This is a genomic window from Arthrobacter sp. NPDC080031 (assembly GCF_040702485.1).
Taxonomy (GTDB): Bacteria; Actinomycetota; Actinomycetes; order Actinomycetales; family Micrococcaceae; genus Arthrobacter.
The window spans coordinates 168,119-183,941 of sequence record NZ_JBFBLA010000006.1; the positions used below are offsets into that span (position 1 = coordinate 168,119).

Sequence of the window (15,823 nt, forward strand, 5' to 3'; positions counted from 1 at the left end):
GGAGTTTCCGGAAAATGCGCGTCTTATCTCCGTCAATTTAGCGCTGAATGGGCGGATGACATAATTAAGTTTGGCGGGTCGAGTTCTGATATTGCGGCCCAAACCTGCTTTGGCTGCGTTCCCCGCCCGTCTCGATATGAACGCGTGTTCCCCGATGAAAGTGATTTGCTTGATGAAAATCAAAGCCCTGAAGTGGTTCTCTGCTGTCCCCGTGGCTGCAGTTCTCGCCGTGTCCCTGGCCGCCTGCGGTGGCGGAGCGGGCAGCACCGGCAGCGCCTCGCCGACCGACGCCCTCCAGGGCAGCGACCAGAAGACGCTCGACAAGTACACCACCAAGGACGTCACTCCGGTGGACAAGATCGACAAGTCCAAGCTGGGCCTCATCACCGACGGCACCCTGCGCGTCGGCACCCTCTCGGACGCCCCGCCGAACATCTTCATCGATCCCTCGGGCAAGTTCACCGGCTATGACAACGAGCTCCTGCGCGCCGTTGGAGCGAAGCTGGGCCTGAAGGTCGAGTTCGCCTCCACTGACTTCTCCGCGCTGCTCTCCCAGGTCAAGAACAAGCAGTTCGACGTCGGATCCTCCTCGATCTCCACCACGGACAAGCGCCGCGAGTCGGTCGGCTTCACCAATGGCTACGACTTCGGCTACATGGCTGTCGTGACGAAGACCGACTCCAAGGTCAAGGGCTTCGCGGACCTCAAGTCCGACGTCCGCATCGGCGTCGTCCAGGGCACCGTGCAGGACGACTACGTCACCAACACCCTCAAGCTTGAGCCCGTCCGCTTCCCGGACTACAACACGGTTTACGCCAACGTGAAGAGCGGCCAGGTTGACGCCTGGGTCGCCCCGTCGCAGCAGGCTACCGGCCAGGTCAAGGACGGCGACAACACCAAGATCGCCGAAAAGGTCGTCAACACCCAGAACTTCACTGCCTGGGCCGTGAACAAGGACAACCAGCCCCTGATCGACGCCCTCAACTCCGGCCTTGACGCCGTGATCGCTGACGGTACCTGGACCAAGCTGACAGCCGAATGGTACAAGGACCGCCCGACCACGGCGGAGCAGACCCCGCAGGGCTGGAAGCCGGGCAGCAAGGCCGTCCAGATCCCCGCTAAGTAACCAGGCGTTCCATGGATCTCCAGGAAATCCTTAAACAACTCGCCGAGACCTTCCTCGACTGGAAGTCGATGGGCGAAGTCATCCCCAAGATGTTCGCAGTCGGCTTGCCGAATACGCTCGTCCTGGCCGTCACGTCGGGCATCATCGGAACGCTGCTCGGCATGTTGCTCGCCCTGATGGGGATCTCCCGGAATCCTGTCGCCCGGTGGATTGCCAGGGTCTACACGGATGTCCTCCGCGGGCTCCCGGCCGTGCTCACGATCCTCGTGATCGGGCTCGGCTTCGGCCCCATCATCCGGCATTTGACGGGCTCAACAAGCCCGTACCCGATGGCCGTCGCGGCGCTGGCACTGATGTCGGCTGCCTATATCGGCGAGATCTTCCGTTCCGGCATCCAGAGCGTGGACAAAGGGCAGCTCGAGGCAACCCGCGCCCTGGGGTTCGGCTACGGCGCTTCCATGCGCCTCGTCGTCGTACCCCAGGGCATCCGGCGCGTCCTGCCCGCACTCGTGAACCAGTTCATTGCGCTGATCAAAGAGTCCTCCCTGGTCTTCGTCCTTGGCCTCCTCGCCTCCGAACGGGAAGTCTTCCAGATTGGCAAGGACTTGGCGTCGACGAGCGGCAACCTGTCCCCCTACGTGGCAGCGGGGCTGTTCTACCTGGTCATGACGATTCCGCTCACGCACTTCGTGAACTGGATGGACAACCGCCTGCGTTCGGGCCGGCCTGAAAAGAAAGAGCCGGACGAGGCAGCCGCCGTCGTCGGGAAGGGAGCCCAAGCATGAGCGAGTTCGCTTCAGGAACACTGACGGCCAAAAACATCCATTTGTCCTTCGGGTCGAACCATGTCCTGCGCGGCATCGACCTGCACGTCGAGAAGGGCACCACGGCTTCCGTGATCGGCCCTTCCGGCTCCGGGAAATCCACGCTGCTGCGGGTCATGAACCGGCTGATCGAACCCGAGCAGGGTGACATTCTGCTCGATGGCCGTTCTGTGCTGAAGGACAACCCGGATGAACTGCGCCGGCGGATCGGCATGGTCTTCCAGCAGTTCAACCTGTTCCCGCACAAGACCGTCGTGGAAAACGTCTCCCTCGCCCTGCGGAAGCTCCGTGGCATGTCCAAGGAGCAGGCACGGGAAGACGCCTTGGCCCAACTGGACCTCGTAGGACTCAAGCACAAGGCCGACGCCCGGCCAGCCAACCTCTCCGGCGGCCAACAACAGCGTGTGGCCATTGCCCGCGCGCTTGCCATGAAGCCCGAGGTCATGTTCTTCGACGAGGCAACATCGGCCCTGGACCCTGAACTGGTCAAGGGCGTGCTCGCGCTCATGACCGATTTGGCCAACGGCGGCATGACCATGGTGGTGGTAACCCACGAAATGGGCTTCTCAAGGAACGTGTCGGACACCGTGACCTTCATGGACGCAGGCGTCGTCGTCGAGACCGGATCGCCGGAACAACTCTTCACCGAGCCGCGGACCGATCGCCTGAAGGGCTTCCTTTCGGACGTGCTCTAAAGCCTTGGCAACGAGAATCCCCGGCTTCCGGACGAAACACCCACAGTGGTGAATCGTCCGGAAGCCGGGGATTTTTCGCGTCCGCCTTACTTCCCCGCCTTCACTTGAAGAACAGTCAAAGCCGCGCTATCGACTGATTTGCGGAATTCAGGGTCTGTCTGCGCACGCTGCAGGACCTGGGCGTACATCGCCGGAACTGAAGCGGTGTCTGCGCACAGGACCATGGTGCCGCCCGCTCCGACGAAATTCGCTGCCCTGTCACCCATGCTCCAAGGCGACAGCTGCACGGCGCTGCACAGGTCATCGGACACGATGATGCCGGTGAACCTTGCGTCCGCCCGCAACATGGTGCGCATGATCACCGATGAAAACGGCGCCACATGGTCGGGATCGATCTTGTCGTAGTAGGCATTCGAAATCATGACCCAACGGAGTCCCCCGTCGATCGCGGCTTTGAACGGCATCAGGTACGGATCCGTCCGGGTGGTTTCGGTGTCGTGGACGTTCGCGCTGACATCAGTGTTCAGGCTTACGCGCCCCATCCCCGGAAAGTGCTTGACGACCGGCGCCACCCCCGCGTCCCGCAGTCCGGCCGCCATCGCGTTCCCGTGCTCGGACACCGCAGCCGGGGTGAAGCCGTATTCACGCTTGAACGCCCCGATGGGCTTGTTCGAGGCCGCGAATTCGGGGCTGGGAACCGTATCAAGTACGGGCGCCAGGTCAACGTCCACTCCGGCCTGCAAGAGTTCGGACCCCCAGTTCCGGGCATCGGCGCGTAGTTGTCCGGGGCTCGAATTGCCCTGGTCCAAGGCTGCGGGAATAGGCAGGAATCCAGGCCCCCGGAGGACTTGAACGGAGCCGCCTTCCTGGTCCGTCGCGACGGACAGAGGCAACCCTCCGCTTGAGGCCGGTGAAATCGCCGCCCTCAGCTTTTCCACGACCGATGCCGTTGCCTCAACGCCTGCCTGGCTGCGTCCGGCCAGATAGATGTTGCCCACGTGATTGTTCAGAAGATCAGCCACTGCACCCGAATCGCTTCCGTCGGCCTTGGCCGCCACCATGAACAACTGCCCTACCCTTTGTTCCAGGGTCAGGCCCGCGAGTAGCTGTTCCGGCGTCGGGTGCGGAGGCGGCGGCGGATCAGCAGCCCGGGCTGGCGTTGCGGAAGCACTCGGCGATGGCCCGGACGGCGAGCGGGAAGGCCCAGGGGCCGGGGCGGCCTGCGGGGTGCTTGGCGCCGGGGGCGGGTCTCCGACCGCCGTGACCCCGCGGTCAGGGGCGTCGGCATGCGCAATACCGGCAAATGCCCCGGCCATCAGGGCGAAAACCACGAGCAGTGAAATTCTGGACGGCTTGAGCAGATAAATCATCGCCTTGTCGATTCGATCGTTGCGCACAGCCTGCTCCCGGCGCGGTGGTCCATGCAAGGAGCGGGCTGCAAAACATCGGAAAAGACGCGCTACAACGCGGTGGCCTCCGCTGCCGCCTTGGCTGCCGCGGGGAGCGCGTCGAAGATCCGGTTCATCGCTGCGTCGTCGTGGGCAGCAGAGAGGAACCATGCCTCAAAGACCGACGGCGGCAGGTAGACACCGGAGTCCAGCATGGAATGGAAGAACGGTGCGTAGCGGAAGGCCTGCTGGGCCTGGGCGTCCGCGTAGTTGTGGACTCCGTTGGCCGAAGTACCGAAGGCCACGGAGAAGAGGTTCCCTGCGCGCTGGATCGAGTGGTCCACGCCGGCGGTGTCCAGCGCCGAGGAGAGCGCTGCCGAGAGTTCCAGGGAGCGGGCATCCACGAAGCTGTAGACCTCCGGGGTCGCGAGCGTCAGGGTAGCGACGCCGGCGGCCATCGCCACCGGGTTCCCGGACAAGGTTCCGGCCTGGTACACCGGGCCAACGGGCGCAAGGTAATCCATGACGTCGGCACGGCCGCCGAGCGCCGCCGCCGGCATGCCGCCGCCGATGACTTTGCCGAAGGTCAGCAGGTCCGGCGTCCAGCCTTCCTGGCGGCCCGTGAGGCCCCAGTAGCCTGCGTAACCGGTGCGGAAGCCGGTGAGCACCTCGTCCAGGATCAACAGCGCGCCGTGTTCGCGGGTGATGCGTGACAGTCCTGCGTTGAAGCCTTCGTTCGGCGTGACGACGCCCATGTTGGCCGGAGCGGCTTCGGTGATGACGGCAGCGATGTTGTTGCCGTGCGCAGCGAAAGCGGCTTCCACCGCGCCGAGGTCGTTGTACGGCAGGACGAGGGTCTCAGCGGCGGCAGCCTCGGTGACACCTGCGGAACCGGGCAGAGCCATGGTGGCAAGGCCCGAGCCGGCCGCGGCGAGCAGTCCATCGAGGTGGCCGTGGTAGCAGCCGGCGAATTTCACGATCAGGTTGCGGCCAGTGAACCCGCGGGCCAGGCGTACGGCGGTCATGGTGGCCTCGGTGCCCGTGGAGACCATGCGGATGCGTTCGACGGCGGACACGCGTTCCTTGACGATCGCGGCGAGGTTTGCCTCATCGGGCGTGGAGGCGCCGAAGGACAAGCCGCGGTCGACGGCGGCGTGGACGGCGTCGAGGACGGCCGGGTGCGCGTGACCCAGCAGTGCCGGGCCCCATGAGCAGACGAGGTCGACGTATTCGCGGCCATCCGCGTCAGTCAGGTACGGACCCTGCGCCGAAACCATGAACTTCGGGGTGCCGCCGACGGAACCGAAGGCGCGTACCGGAGAGTTGACGCCGCCGGGCATCAGGGAACGGGCGCGGTCGAACAGCTGGTCGGAGACAGGGGTGTGTGAAGTCATGGTGTCCATTCTTTCAGGGAGTCGGGGAGGTTCAGGCGCCGGCAAGGACGGTCCAGGCACGTTCAGGCGCCGGCAAGCTGCTCGGCCACGAGCGGGGCCACCACCGTGCCGAAGAGTTCGATGCAGCGCATCATGGATTCGTGGGGCAGGGTTCCGTTGCTGTATTTGAGGTCGAAACGGTCAACGCCGAGGTTCTGCTTCAGCAGCACGATTTTCCGGGCGACCGTTTCCGGGGAGCCTACGTAGAGGGCGCCCTCGGGTCCGCACATGGCGTCGAACTCGCCCCTGCTCGCCGGTCCCCAGCCGCGCTCGGCGCCGATGCGGTTGCGCTGGGCAAGCCAATGCGGGAACAGTTCCTCCCGGGCCTGCTCGTCAGTGGGGGCGACATAGCCCGGCGAATGGGTGGCGATCTGCTGCATCGGGTGCCCGTATTTCCCCATGGCCTCGCGGTAGAGCTCCACGAGAGGAGCAAAGCGGCGAGGTTCCCCGCCGATGATGGCGAAAATGATCGGGTAGCCGTATTGGGCGCAGCGCAGCACCGACTCAGGAGTACCGCCCACACCGATCCACGTTGGCAACAAGTGGTGTTCCAGCGGCGGAAAGACGCTCATTCCGTTCACGTTCGGCCTGGTGCGGCCTTCCCAATACACGGGCTTCTGGGCCCGGACCTTGTCGAAGAGATCCAGCTTCTCCTCGAACAGGACTTCGTAGTCTGCCAGGTCCAGGCCGAACAGCGGGAACGATTCCACGAACGAGCCGCGGCCCAGCATCACTTCCGCCCGACCATTGGAGAGCGCGTCAACAGTGGAGAACCGTTGGAAGACCCGGATGGGGTCGTCGGAGCTGAGCACCGTCACTGCCGAGCCGAGCCTGATCCTTGATGTCCGGGCGGCCGCGGCGGCGAGGAACACTTCGGGCGCCGAGACAGCAAAGTCGCGGCGGTGGTGCTCCCCCACGCCGAAGGCATGGAGCCCGACGGCGTCCGCCAGTTCCGCTTCCGCCAGCAGCTCGCGCAATACCCGGGCATGGGGTTTCGGGTTGCCGTCGGCATCCACCCCCGCGTCGCCGAAAGTATTCAGTCCGAGGAGGATTTCCGTAGCGCCGACGGGGGACGTGGGTGTGGAAACGGTATCTGTCATCGGGACTCCTTAAGCCAGCCGGCAAGCTCGGAGGCCCAGTATGTCAGCACCATGTCGGCGCCGGCCCGCTTGATGCCGAGCACGGATTCTGTGATGGCGCCGCGGCGATCGATCCAGCCGTTCGCCGCAGCCGCTTCGATCATGGCGTATTCACCGGAGATTTGGTAGGCCGCCACGGGAACAGGGCTCATGGCGGCGACGTCGGCGAGGATGTCGAGGTAGCTCATGGCCGGCTTGACCATCACCATGTCAGCGCCCTCTTCGAGGTCGAGTTCCACCTCGATGATCGCTTCCCGGCGGTTGGCGGCATCCATCTGGTACGTCCGGCGGTCACCCTTGAGCTGCGAGTCCACGGCTTCGCGGAATGGGCCGTAGAAGGCAGAGGCGTACTTCGCCGCGTAGGCCAGGAGCGCCGTGTTCTGGTGTCCTGCTTGTTCAAGGGCCTGGCGGATCACGGCGATCTGGCCATCCATCATCCCGGACGGTCCCAGGACGTGGGCGCCGGCGTCTGCCTGTGCCACTGCCATCTGTGCGTAGATTTCGAGGGTGGCGTCGTTGTCCACGTAGCCGTTGGCGTCCAGGACACCGCAGTGGCCGTGGTCGGTGAATTCGTCGAGGCACACGTCGCCCATGACCACCAGGTCATCGCCCACTTCTGCGCGGACGTCGCGGATGGCCTTGTTCAGCACACCGTCCGGGTCCAGGGAGGCTGTGCCGCGGGCATCGCGGACGGCGGGCACACCGAACAGCATGATGCCGCTGACGCCCAGTTCCACGGCCTCGGCAGCAGCGCGCTTGAGCGAGTCCGTGGTGTGCTGGACAACACCGGGCATGGAGCTGATCGGGGCCGGTTCGCTGAGTCCTTCGCGGATGAAGGCCGGCAGGATAAGGTCCGCGGGCGCGAGCCGGTGTTCGGCCGTCATCCGGCGCATGGCGGGGGTGGTGCGGAGCCGGCGGGGCCGGTGGTTTGGAAAGCTCAACTTTCGTTCCCTTCGGTGGCGAATACGGTGCGTAGGGCGGCCACGATGCCGTCGGGTGTGGGTTCTTTGGCGGTTGCCGCGACCGGGATGCCGAGAGCGGCAGCTTCTGCCGCCGTCGAGCGCCCGATCGCAATGAAGCGGCAATCCCGCAGCGGCTGCAGCGAGGCGTGGATGCGGCGTGCCGCACTGGGTGAAGCGGCGACGACGGCGTGGAGCCGGCCGCTGGAAAGTTCGGCCTTGGCGGCTTCGGGGGTGAGCTCCGGCGCCCCGGATCCCGACCCCGTCTTCCAGCCGTTCGCCGCCGCCAAGGCAGCAGTCATCCTGCGTTCGGGGGCGGCCGGGTAGTCCACCGTGTGGTAGGCCGTGACTGCTTGGACCACGGCTCCCCTGGCTTCGATCCCCGTGGCCAGCACAGCGTCGGCGATGTCGGCTTGGGGCAACAGCACATTGGCCGGGCCTGTCGGCCAGACGGAGACGAGTCCTGCGGCGGACTGGACGTCATCCGGTGCGAGGTCCACGCGAATGCCCTCGGCTTCGAGGACCCGCCGGCTCGAAGGGCCAATCGTCGCGACCCTGACCGAGTCCGGAATCAAGTCCTTCAACTCCGAGCGACGCTCGGCCGCCTTTTCCTTCAGGGCCCGCACCGTGGTGATGCTGCTGACCACCAACCAGCCGTATGCCCCGGCGCGGAGGGCGTCCAAGGCGACCTCGAGGGAATGCTGGTCCCGGGCACGCTCGAAGTCGATCAAGGGCAGCAGGAGCGGCTCCGCGCCGGCTTCGCGCAGGGCGCTGACGAGCGGGGCGGCCCGGTCCGGGCTGCGCGTCACAAGAACCCGGGCGCCTTCAAGGACCCGGGCCTCCCCCGACTTCACTGCGCTGTGCCGTCCCATGGTCTCCTGTTGGCTCCGGTTATCGGGAAGCTGCAAGATCTGTGATGTCCGCAGCACCCGCGGCAAGCAGGAGCTCGGCGACTTCGATGCCGAGCAGCGTGGCGCCCACCTCAGTGAGCCCGTCCGTGGCCTTCTTCTCGCGTACTGACTTGCTCCCGTCCACGGCGCAGACAACGGCTTCGAGGTACAGCATGCTGCCCTTGCGGTAAGCGTAGGCGCCCACGGGCGCTGCACAGCCGGCTTCGAGCCGGGCCAGGACGGCGCGCTCCGCGGTGACGGCCAGCCGGGTGTCTTCATCATTGAGCGCGGCCAGGGCCTGGGCTAGGGCGCCCTGGGAACCTTCGGCCGAGCCGGACTGCCCGGGGGCGTCGGCGGTGCGGCACTCGATCGCAAGTGAGCCCTGTCCGGGGGCAGGAAGCATGACGTCGGTCTCGAAGAACTCCGTCACGACGTCGAGCCTGCTGATGCGTTCCAGTCCCGCCGCGGCGAGGACGACGGCGTCAAGGTCGCCGGGTGAATCCTCCGCGTTTCCGGCGAGCCCGGGAACGCGGCCCAGCCGGGTGTCCACGTTGCCGCGGATGTCCACGACGTCGAGATCCGGGCGGGCGGCGCGCAGCTGGGCGGCGCGGCGCGGCGATCCTGTGCCGACCTTTGCGCCTGCCGGAAGGTCCGCCAGCTTCAGACCGTCGCGGGCGCACAAGGCGTCCCGGACGTCGACCCGTTTGGGCGTTGCGGCAATGGTGAGTCCCGGTGCCGCACCCGTGGGGAGATCCTTCAGGGAGTGCACAGCGACGTCGCACGCGTTCTCCAGCAGCGCATCGCGAAGCGCGGCGACGAACACTCCGGTGCCGCCCATCTGGGACAAGGAGCCCGTCCGGACATCGCCTTCGGTCTTGATGCGCACTAGTTCAACGGGAAAGCCACCGACGGCGGCCAGCTGGTCCGCTGCCTGCTGGCTCTGGGTGAGCGCGAGTTTGCTCGCGCGGGTACCGATCCGAACGGTCATTTCGCGCCTTCTCCTACGGGGTAGGCATCGTGTCCGGTGCCGACCGTGGAGTCCGCACCCGCGATCGCGGGCTTCTCTCCGCGGAAGTTGGCGCAGCAGCCCGGACGGCAGATGTCATACCACGGCCCCAGCCCGGTCATGGCGGGGCGATCGGGGATGTTGTTGGCTACGGTCCGCTCGCAAATGAGGTCCACCAAGCCGGAAACGAACTTGCGGTGGGTTCCCGGGGTGGGGACGCGGGTCGCGGCGAGCCCGAGGTTCTTGCACGTTTCCAAGGCTTCGGTGTCCAGGTCCCAGGCCACTTCCATGTGGTCGGAGACGAAGCCGAGCGGTACGATCACGACGCCTTTGATTCCCTGGCCGGCCAGTTCCTCGATGGCATCGTTGATGTCCGGCTCAAGCCATGGAACACTCGGCGCGCCCGAACGGGACTGGTACACCAAGGACCATGGCGCGGTGAGCCCGGACTCGGCTTCAACCCGCCGGACCACCCCGGCGCCGGTTGCCAGGTGTTGGGCCACATAAGCCGAGTCCTGCTCGAACTCGCGGGGCTCGGCCGCCGAACGCCCGGCGGCCTCGGCGTCACGGGTCGGAATGGAGTGCGTTGCAAACAGGATGTGGACCGGAGCGTCCTGGAGACCGGCTGCGGCCAGCTTCTCCTTTACCTCCGCAAGTCCCGCGGCAGTTCCTTCGACGAAGGGTTCGACGAAGCCGGGGTGGTCGAAGTACTGGCGGACCTTGTCCACCTCGAGCTTGCCGTCAAGGCCGGTCTCCGTCAGCGCGATACCGATGTCCTCACGGTATTGGCGGCAGCTGGAGTAACAGGAGTAAGCGCTCGTGGTGACCATCAGCAGCTTGCGGTGGCCGGCGTCGTAGGCTTCCTGGAGCGTCTGCGGGATGTAGGGATCCCAGTTGCGGTTGCCCCACAGCACGGGCAGGCTGATGCCCCGCGATGCGAGCTCCGCTTCAAGGGCCGCCTTGAGGTTCCTGTTTTGCTGGTTGATAGGGCTGATCCCGCCAAAGGCGCGGTAGTGGTGGGACACCTCTTCGAGGCGCTCGTCCGGGATGCCGCGGCCACGGGTCACATTGCGCAGGAAGGGAATGACGTCGTCCTGGCCTTCGGGTCCGCCGAAAGAGGCGAGGAGGACGGCGTCGTACTCCTTGGGAGCCATGCGTCCGGCCTCGGTGACGTCGTTGACCTCGGTGAGGCTGGCCGGACCAGTGGAGTGGCGGCCGCTCACGCGAGGACCTCGGCGATCTCCGCTGCGGTGATGCGGCGGCCGGTGTAGAACGGGATTTCCTCGCGGACGTGGTTGCGGGCGTCGGTGGCCCGCAGGTGGCGCATGAGGTCGACGAGGTCAACAAGTTCGGGTGCTTCCAGGCCGAGGATCCACTCCCAGTCGCCCAAAGCGAAGGAGGACACGGTGTTGGAGATGACCTGGGGGAAGTCGCGGCCCAGCATGCCGTGATCGCGCAGCATCTTTCCACGCTCTTCGGCCGGCAGGATGTACCACTCGTAGGAGCGGACGAACGGGTAGACGCATAGCCAGATGCTGGGCTCGACGCCGCGGGCGTAGGCCGGAACGTGGTTCTTGGCGAATTCGGCTTCGCGGTGGACGCCCATGGCGGACCAGACGATCTCGGTGCCGGCGAACAGGGCACTGCGGCGGATGTCGCGGACTGCCTGTTGCAGGGCCTCGGGCTTGGCGCCGTGGAGCCACACCATGATGTCGGCGTCGGAACGCATCGCGGAGACGTCGTAGCTTCCGCGGAGGACCACGCCGTCCTCAGCGAGCTTGGCAGCCAGCTTCTCGAAATCCTGGACAGCATCGGCGCTGCGCAGGACATCGCCCGACCGCTTGAAGACGGTCCACAGCGTAAAGAACTGCTCTTCGGATTCGGCAGTTTTAGTGACAGATTCGGCAGAAGTGTGGCTCATGGTACAAGTCTGCCCCGTGGATGCCGCTAAGTCGAAATGCACCACTTCTACAAGGCGTAGAAGTGGTGCATTTCACAAAATTGCGTCGATCTGCGCGGACGTGTCCGCAACCACCGCGGCCAGGCCGTTTCCGGCGAGCCAGCCGCCCACGACGGTCAAGCCGTCGGCTTCGGAGCAGATGCGGCGCACCTGGGCAACGCGCTGTTTGTGACCGACGGCGGCGAACGGCAAGGCGCCCGCCCAGCGGACGACGTCCCAATCGAGCACGTCCTCTCGGACGATCGGCACCGTCAGCAAGGTCGAGGCGTCGCGGAGCGCAGCGTCGAACAGAGCATCGTCATTGAGTGAGGCGACGGATTGCACGGCCGCCGATTCACGGCCGTCCGCTCCCTCGCCCCGTCCATAGGACAGGCGCAGCACGTGCGTTCCCGGGCCGGCTTCTTCCGCCAGCCAGTCCCACTTTGCCGTGGCATGCGTGAGCGCCTTCGCCTCGATCCCGACGGTTTGCGGAGCGACGAGAATGCCCGTGCCGCGCGGACGGCGGTCCAGTTCGGGCACGTCCACCACGAGGGTCACCAGGGTCACCAAGGGCCCCGGGCCCGGACGCAGCGCGGACAATTCCGGAAGTGCCCCCTCCAGCAGCCCGACGGCGGCCGGACCGTCGAGCGCCACCACGAGCCGTCCGGCGTCGTACACTGTGCCCGCCGCGGTGGCCTGCCAACCGCTTTCAGTGCGGGTGATCGAATCCACCCGGGCACCCGAAACCAGGGTGACGCCTTGCGAACGCAACTCCTTCACGAGGGCGGAGACGAGCGTGTTCATCCCGCCTTTCAAGCCGCCGACGGCGGATCCGGCCTTCGCCGTCCCGCTTCCGTTTTCGTCCGCGGCGGCCAACCCGGGGGCGGCCGGCCCGGAGGCGGCCTTGCGCTGGCTGGCCACAGCCTCGGCCAAAGAACCGTGCTTGCGCAATGCTGCACGCAGTCCTGGGGCCACCATGTCGACGTCGAGCAGTCCAGGATCCGCGGAGTGGACTCCCCCGACGACGGGTGCTACAAGCCGTTCGAGGACCCGCTTGCCCATCCGCGCCCGGACCAGCGAGGAGACACTCGTGACCTCGGCGGAGGTGCCCACCGATGCGGGCAGGTAGCGGTCAAGCGAGGCCCGCAAGGAGCCCGCGAAGCCCAAGGAACGCCGGACCTCGGCGTCCCACGGATTCGCCGGAATTCCGAGCACTCCGGTCTTGGGTAGTTCCTGCGGACCGTCGGGCAACTGCACCCAGGCGCCGCCAGGATGGGGTGCCACGATGTTGCCGCCGAGCCCGAGATCGCGGGCGAGGTCGGCCACGGCGGTGGAGCGCGTGGCGAAGGACTCTGCGCCGCTGTCCAGTTCAAGGCCGCCAACAGTGTGGCTGCCCACGCAACCGCCCCACGCGTCGCCCGCTTCGAGCACGGTGACAGCGATCCCGGCCTTGGCCAGTGCGCGTGCGGCGAGCAGGCCGGAAATGCCGCCGCCCACGACGACTGCCGTCAACCTGGTTGATGAATCTCCGGGAAGTGCGTGTTCGGGCTTTGTTTGTGCCCCGCGCATGCCCGCTATCCTGCCGGGATCGAGTGGATGAGTTCCACTACCCGGGTCAGGACGGCGGGGTCCGTCTCCGGGGGCACGCCGTGGCCGAGGTTCAGGACGTGGCCCGGCGCTGCGGAACCGGCGGCGATCACCTCGCGCACATGGGCTTCAAGGACCTCCCACGGCGCGGAAAGCAGCGCAGGGTCAATGTTGCCCTGCAAGGGCACGGTGCCACCCAGTCGACGGTTTGCTTCGTCAAGCGGCAGCCGGTAGTCCACGCCTACGACATCCACGCCGACGTCGCGCATCGCGACGAGCAACTCTGACGTTCCCGTGCCGAAGTGGACCAGCGGCGCGCCGAGGTGGCGGACGTGGTCGAGGGCGCGGGTCGAGGCGGGAGCTACGTACTTGGCGTAGTCGGCCAACCCAAGGGAACCGGCCCAGGAGTCGAACAGTTGCCCTGCGGAGGCACCTGCTTCCAGCTGCGCCCGCAGGAACATGCCCGATGCGTCGGCTGCCCAGTTGGCCAGGGCGGTCCAGGTTTCCGGGTCGGCGTGCATCATGGTGCGCGGACCGAGGTGGTCGCGGGAGGGCTTGCCTTCCACCATGTATGCGGCGAGCGTGAACGGCGCACCGGCGAAGCCGATCAGGGGCGTGGTGCCGAGCTCCGCCACTGTCAGGCGTACGGCCTCGCGGATCGGCTCAAGCGCTTCCCAGGTCAGCTGCGGCAGGGCGGCCACGTCGGCCGCGGTACGGACGGGCTTGTCCAGGACGGGGCCGACCCCGGGAACGATATCCACGCCGACGCCTGCCAGCTTGAGGGGAATGACGATGTCCGAGAAGAAGATCGCTGCATCAACGTCGTGGCGGCGGACCGGCTGCAAAGTGATCTCGGAGGCGAGTTCGGGACGCAGGCAGGAGTCCAGCATCGCGACGCCTTCGCGGACTTTGAGGTATTCCGGCAACGAGCGGCCGGCCTGGCGCATGAACCACACCGGACGGCGGGACGGTTTGCCTCCGCGGTAAGCCTGGATCAGCGGGGAGTCTGCGGTGCGGCCATCCATGAGCGGGTGGCTTGCATCAAGGCTTGGGGCGGCGGTGCCGGAAACGCCGTTGGCCGACACAGAATGAGGCAGTGCGGAACTGGAAGTCATGCCTTCGATTGTGCCGAAGATCGGGTTCAAAAGATAACGACAGCCTGTCCCGCACGATCCAAGGTGACCGGCGTCACTCCGGGCAGTGCGGAGAACCACTGGCGTGCGTTGTTCTACATGGCGCCGAAAAAGCTATGATTGCTTTGCTGTGGTTCTTTTCTCATTGGTGGCTACACACGCCGACATCGATCTTGAAACCGTCGCTCAGTTGAGCAACGGTTCATCCGAGGTCGCCTCGTCCGCTTTGGCCGATTCCCAACTTGTGTCGGGCGCCGTGGTCCTGGCCACCTGCAACCGCTACGAAATCTACGGCGAAACGCCTCACGTCGAGAACCTTGAAGCCGCCCGCTCGGCGCTCGTCACGCAGATCAGTGGCTTGAGCGGACTCAACGAGCAACTCGTCTCGCGCGCCTTCAGCACCCATACCGGCCCCGAGGTCAGCAGGCACCTGTTCGCCGTCAGCGCCGGACTGGACTCCGCCGTCGTCGGCGAACGCGAAATCGCCGGCCAAGTGCGCCGCGCCCTCATCACTGCCCAACACGAAGGAACCGCGAGTTCCGGGCTGGTCCGCTTGTTCCAGGCCGCTTCCAAGACGGCCAAGGACGTCGGGGCCCAGACCGCCCTCGGTTCGCGGGGCCTCTCCATCGTTTCGGTTGCCCTGGACCTCGCCACCGACCTCTCCGAGAGTGCCGACTGGAGCACCAAGAAAGTAGTTGTCTTCGGGACCGGGGCCTACGCCGGGGCCACTATGTCCCTGCTTCGCGATCGCGGCTGCACCGACGTCTCGGTGTATTCGTCTTCCGGCCGGGCCGAAGCTTTCGTGGCGACCCGCGGCGGAACCGCACTCGACGCCGAAACCCTTCCTGCCGCCGTCGCTGCCGCCGATGTCATGATCGGTTGCAGCGGGTCGGACACCCGCGTTGAGGCTACAGAGCTTGCCAAGGTCCGCGCTTTGTCCACCCAGACACTCATCGCCATCGACCTCGCGCTCACCCACGACTTCGACCCCGCGGTGGGCGAGCTCGACGGCGTCGAGCTCCTGACGCTCGAATCCGTTCGGCTCGCGGCGCCCCAGGAACAAGCGGAGTCGCTGGCGCAAGCGAGCACTATTGTTTCCGGCGCGGCAGAGGCCTTCGAGCAAGAGCGCGAAGCCCGGTCCATGGATTCGGCCATCGTGGCACTGCGCCGCCACACCATGAACGTGCTCGACGCCGAGATGGAGAAAGTTCGGGCCCGGCACGGCTGCACCGCTGCGGCCGAAGAGGTCGAATTCGCGCTCCGCCGCATGGTCAAGCAATTGCTCCACATCCCCACGGTCCGGGCACGCGAACTCGCCGCCAACGGCCAGCAAGACGATTACGTGGCAGCCCTCGAGGCTTTGTACGGCATCCAGGTGGAGCAGCCGGCCGCGTCACCCGCAGCCGCATGCCCTGTCGACCACCAACAGGCATCCCAGCAGGCTGAAAGCGCCTAACCCACGCGGCACTGCCCGCCCCTCGTGGCCCGTGTGGCGTTGTCCATGCTCGGACTCACTCAGAGCATGCCCTCCCCTGATCACCATGACCGGACATAACAGGATCATGTCCAGCAGCAATCACCACCAATGAGCATGTCCCTCTGAGGCAGTGGCTCGCGAATCACCGCGCTGGTACGCCCCACGCAGAGCATGCCCTCCCCTGATCACGAGGACCGGACATAACAGGAATATGTCCAGCAGCAATC

At 66.1% G+C, this 15,823-nt stretch carries 14 protein-coding genes; 4 read left to right on the forward strand and 10 right to left on the reverse strand.

Annotation, left to right across the window (positions count from 1 at the left end):
- Nucleotides 1-172 precede the first annotated feature (172 nt).
- The 3 genes from AB0323_RS07145 to AB0323_RS07155 are packed head-to-tail and all read left to right on the forward strand — an operon-like array spanning nucleotide 173 to nucleotide 2,645.
- Nucleotides 173-1,126 (forward strand): ABC transporter substrate-binding protein, encoded by a 954-nt coding sequence (locus tag AB0323_RS07145; RefSeq protein WP_366176694.1) that lies wholly within the window; start codon nucleotides 173-175, stop codon nucleotides 1,124-1,126.
- An 11-nt stretch (nucleotides 1,127-1,137) separates the two neighbouring features.
- The gene (locus AB0323_RS07150; protein ID WP_364533079.1) at nucleotides 1,138-1,911 is read left to right on the forward strand and encodes an amino acid ABC transporter permease; all 774 of its coding nucleotides are present in this window, start codon (nucleotides 1,138-1,140) and stop codon (nucleotides 1,909-1,911) included.
- Nucleotides 1,908-2,645, forward strand: coding sequence for an amino acid ABC transporter ATP-binding protein (locus tag AB0323_RS07155; protein ID WP_366176695.1), 738 nt, complete (start codon nucleotides 1,908-1,910; stop codon nucleotides 2,643-2,645). Before AB0323_RS07150 ends, AB0323_RS07155 begins: the two co-directional genes overlap by 4 nt.
- Nucleotides 2,646-2,731: 86 nt before the next feature.
- Here AB0323_RS07155 and AB0323_RS07160 read toward each other — a convergent pair whose 3' ends face one another.
- From AB0323_RS07160 to hemE, 10 genes are all read right to left on the reverse strand, one after another.
- Nucleotides 2,732-4,042, reverse strand: coding sequence for a glycoside hydrolase family 3 N-terminal domain-containing protein (locus AB0323_RS07160; protein WP_366176696.1), 1,311 nt, complete (start codon nucleotides 4,040-4,042; stop codon nucleotides 2,732-2,734).
- Between the two features lie 62 nt (nucleotides 4,043-4,104).
- Complete coding sequence (hemL, locus tag AB0323_RS07165; RefSeq protein WP_366176697.1) at nucleotides 4,105-5,427, reverse strand: glutamate-1-semialdehyde 2,1-aminomutase; 1,323 nt, start codon at nucleotides 5,425-5,427, stop codon at nucleotides 4,105-4,107.
- 62 nt (nucleotides 5,428-5,489) lie between these two features.
- On the reverse strand, nucleotides 5,490-6,566 hold the full coding sequence (locus AB0323_RS07170) for an LLM class flavin-dependent oxidoreductase (RefSeq protein ID WP_366176698.1): 1,077 nt from the start codon (nucleotides 6,564-6,566) through the stop codon (nucleotides 5,490-5,492).
- Entirely contained in the window at nucleotides 6,563-7,546 is a 984-nt protein-coding gene (gene hemB / locus AB0323_RS07175; protein WP_366176699.1) for a porphobilinogen synthase, read from the reverse strand. The genes AB0323_RS07170 and hemB overlap by 4 nt, the downstream gene beginning before the upstream one ends.
- A complete protein-coding gene (locus tag AB0323_RS07180; RefSeq protein ID WP_366176700.1) occupies nucleotides 7,543-8,436 on the reverse strand; it encodes a uroporphyrinogen-III synthase in 894 nt (297 codons plus the stop codon). Before AB0323_RS07180 ends, hemB begins: the two co-directional genes overlap by 4 nt.
- Nucleotides 8,437-8,455: 19 nt before the next feature.
- Nucleotides 8,456-9,442, reverse strand: coding sequence for a hydroxymethylbilane synthase (hemC, locus tag AB0323_RS07185; protein WP_366176701.1), 987 nt, complete (start codon nucleotides 9,440-9,442; stop codon nucleotides 8,456-8,458).
- Nucleotides 9,439-10,614: a ferrochelatase gene (locus AB0323_RS07190; protein ID WP_366176738.1), complete on the reverse strand. Its 1,176-nt coding sequence runs from the start codon at nucleotides 10,612-10,614 to the stop codon at nucleotides 9,439-9,441. The genes hemC and AB0323_RS07190 overlap by 4 nt, the downstream gene beginning before the upstream one ends.
- 65 nt (nucleotides 10,615-10,679) lie before the next feature.
- A complete protein-coding gene (gene hemQ / locus AB0323_RS07195) occupies nucleotides 10,680-11,381 on the reverse strand; it encodes a hydrogen peroxide-dependent heme synthase (protein ID WP_366176702.1) in 702 nt (233 codons plus the stop codon).
- Nucleotides 11,382-11,453: 72 nt separating this feature from the next.
- Nucleotides 11,454-12,968, reverse strand: coding sequence for a protoporphyrinogen oxidase (gene hemG, locus AB0323_RS07200; protein ID WP_366176703.1), 1,515 nt, complete (start codon nucleotides 12,966-12,968; stop codon nucleotides 11,454-11,456).
- A gap of 5 nt (nucleotides 12,969-12,973) precedes the next feature.
- Nucleotides 12,974-14,101, reverse strand: a complete 1,128-nt coding sequence (gene hemE / locus AB0323_RS07205; protein WP_269992852.1) for a uroporphyrinogen decarboxylase — start codon at nucleotides 14,099-14,101, stop codon at nucleotides 12,974-12,976.
- Nucleotides 14,102-14,249: 148 nt separating this feature from the next.
- Here hemE and AB0323_RS07210 point away from each other — a divergent pair, with 148 nt between their 5' ends.
- Nucleotides 14,250-15,575: a glutamyl-tRNA reductase gene (locus AB0323_RS07210; protein WP_366176704.1), complete on the forward strand. Its 1,326-nt coding sequence runs from the start codon at nucleotides 14,250-14,252 to the stop codon at nucleotides 15,573-15,575.
- Nucleotides 15,576-15,823 lie beyond the last annotated feature (248 nt).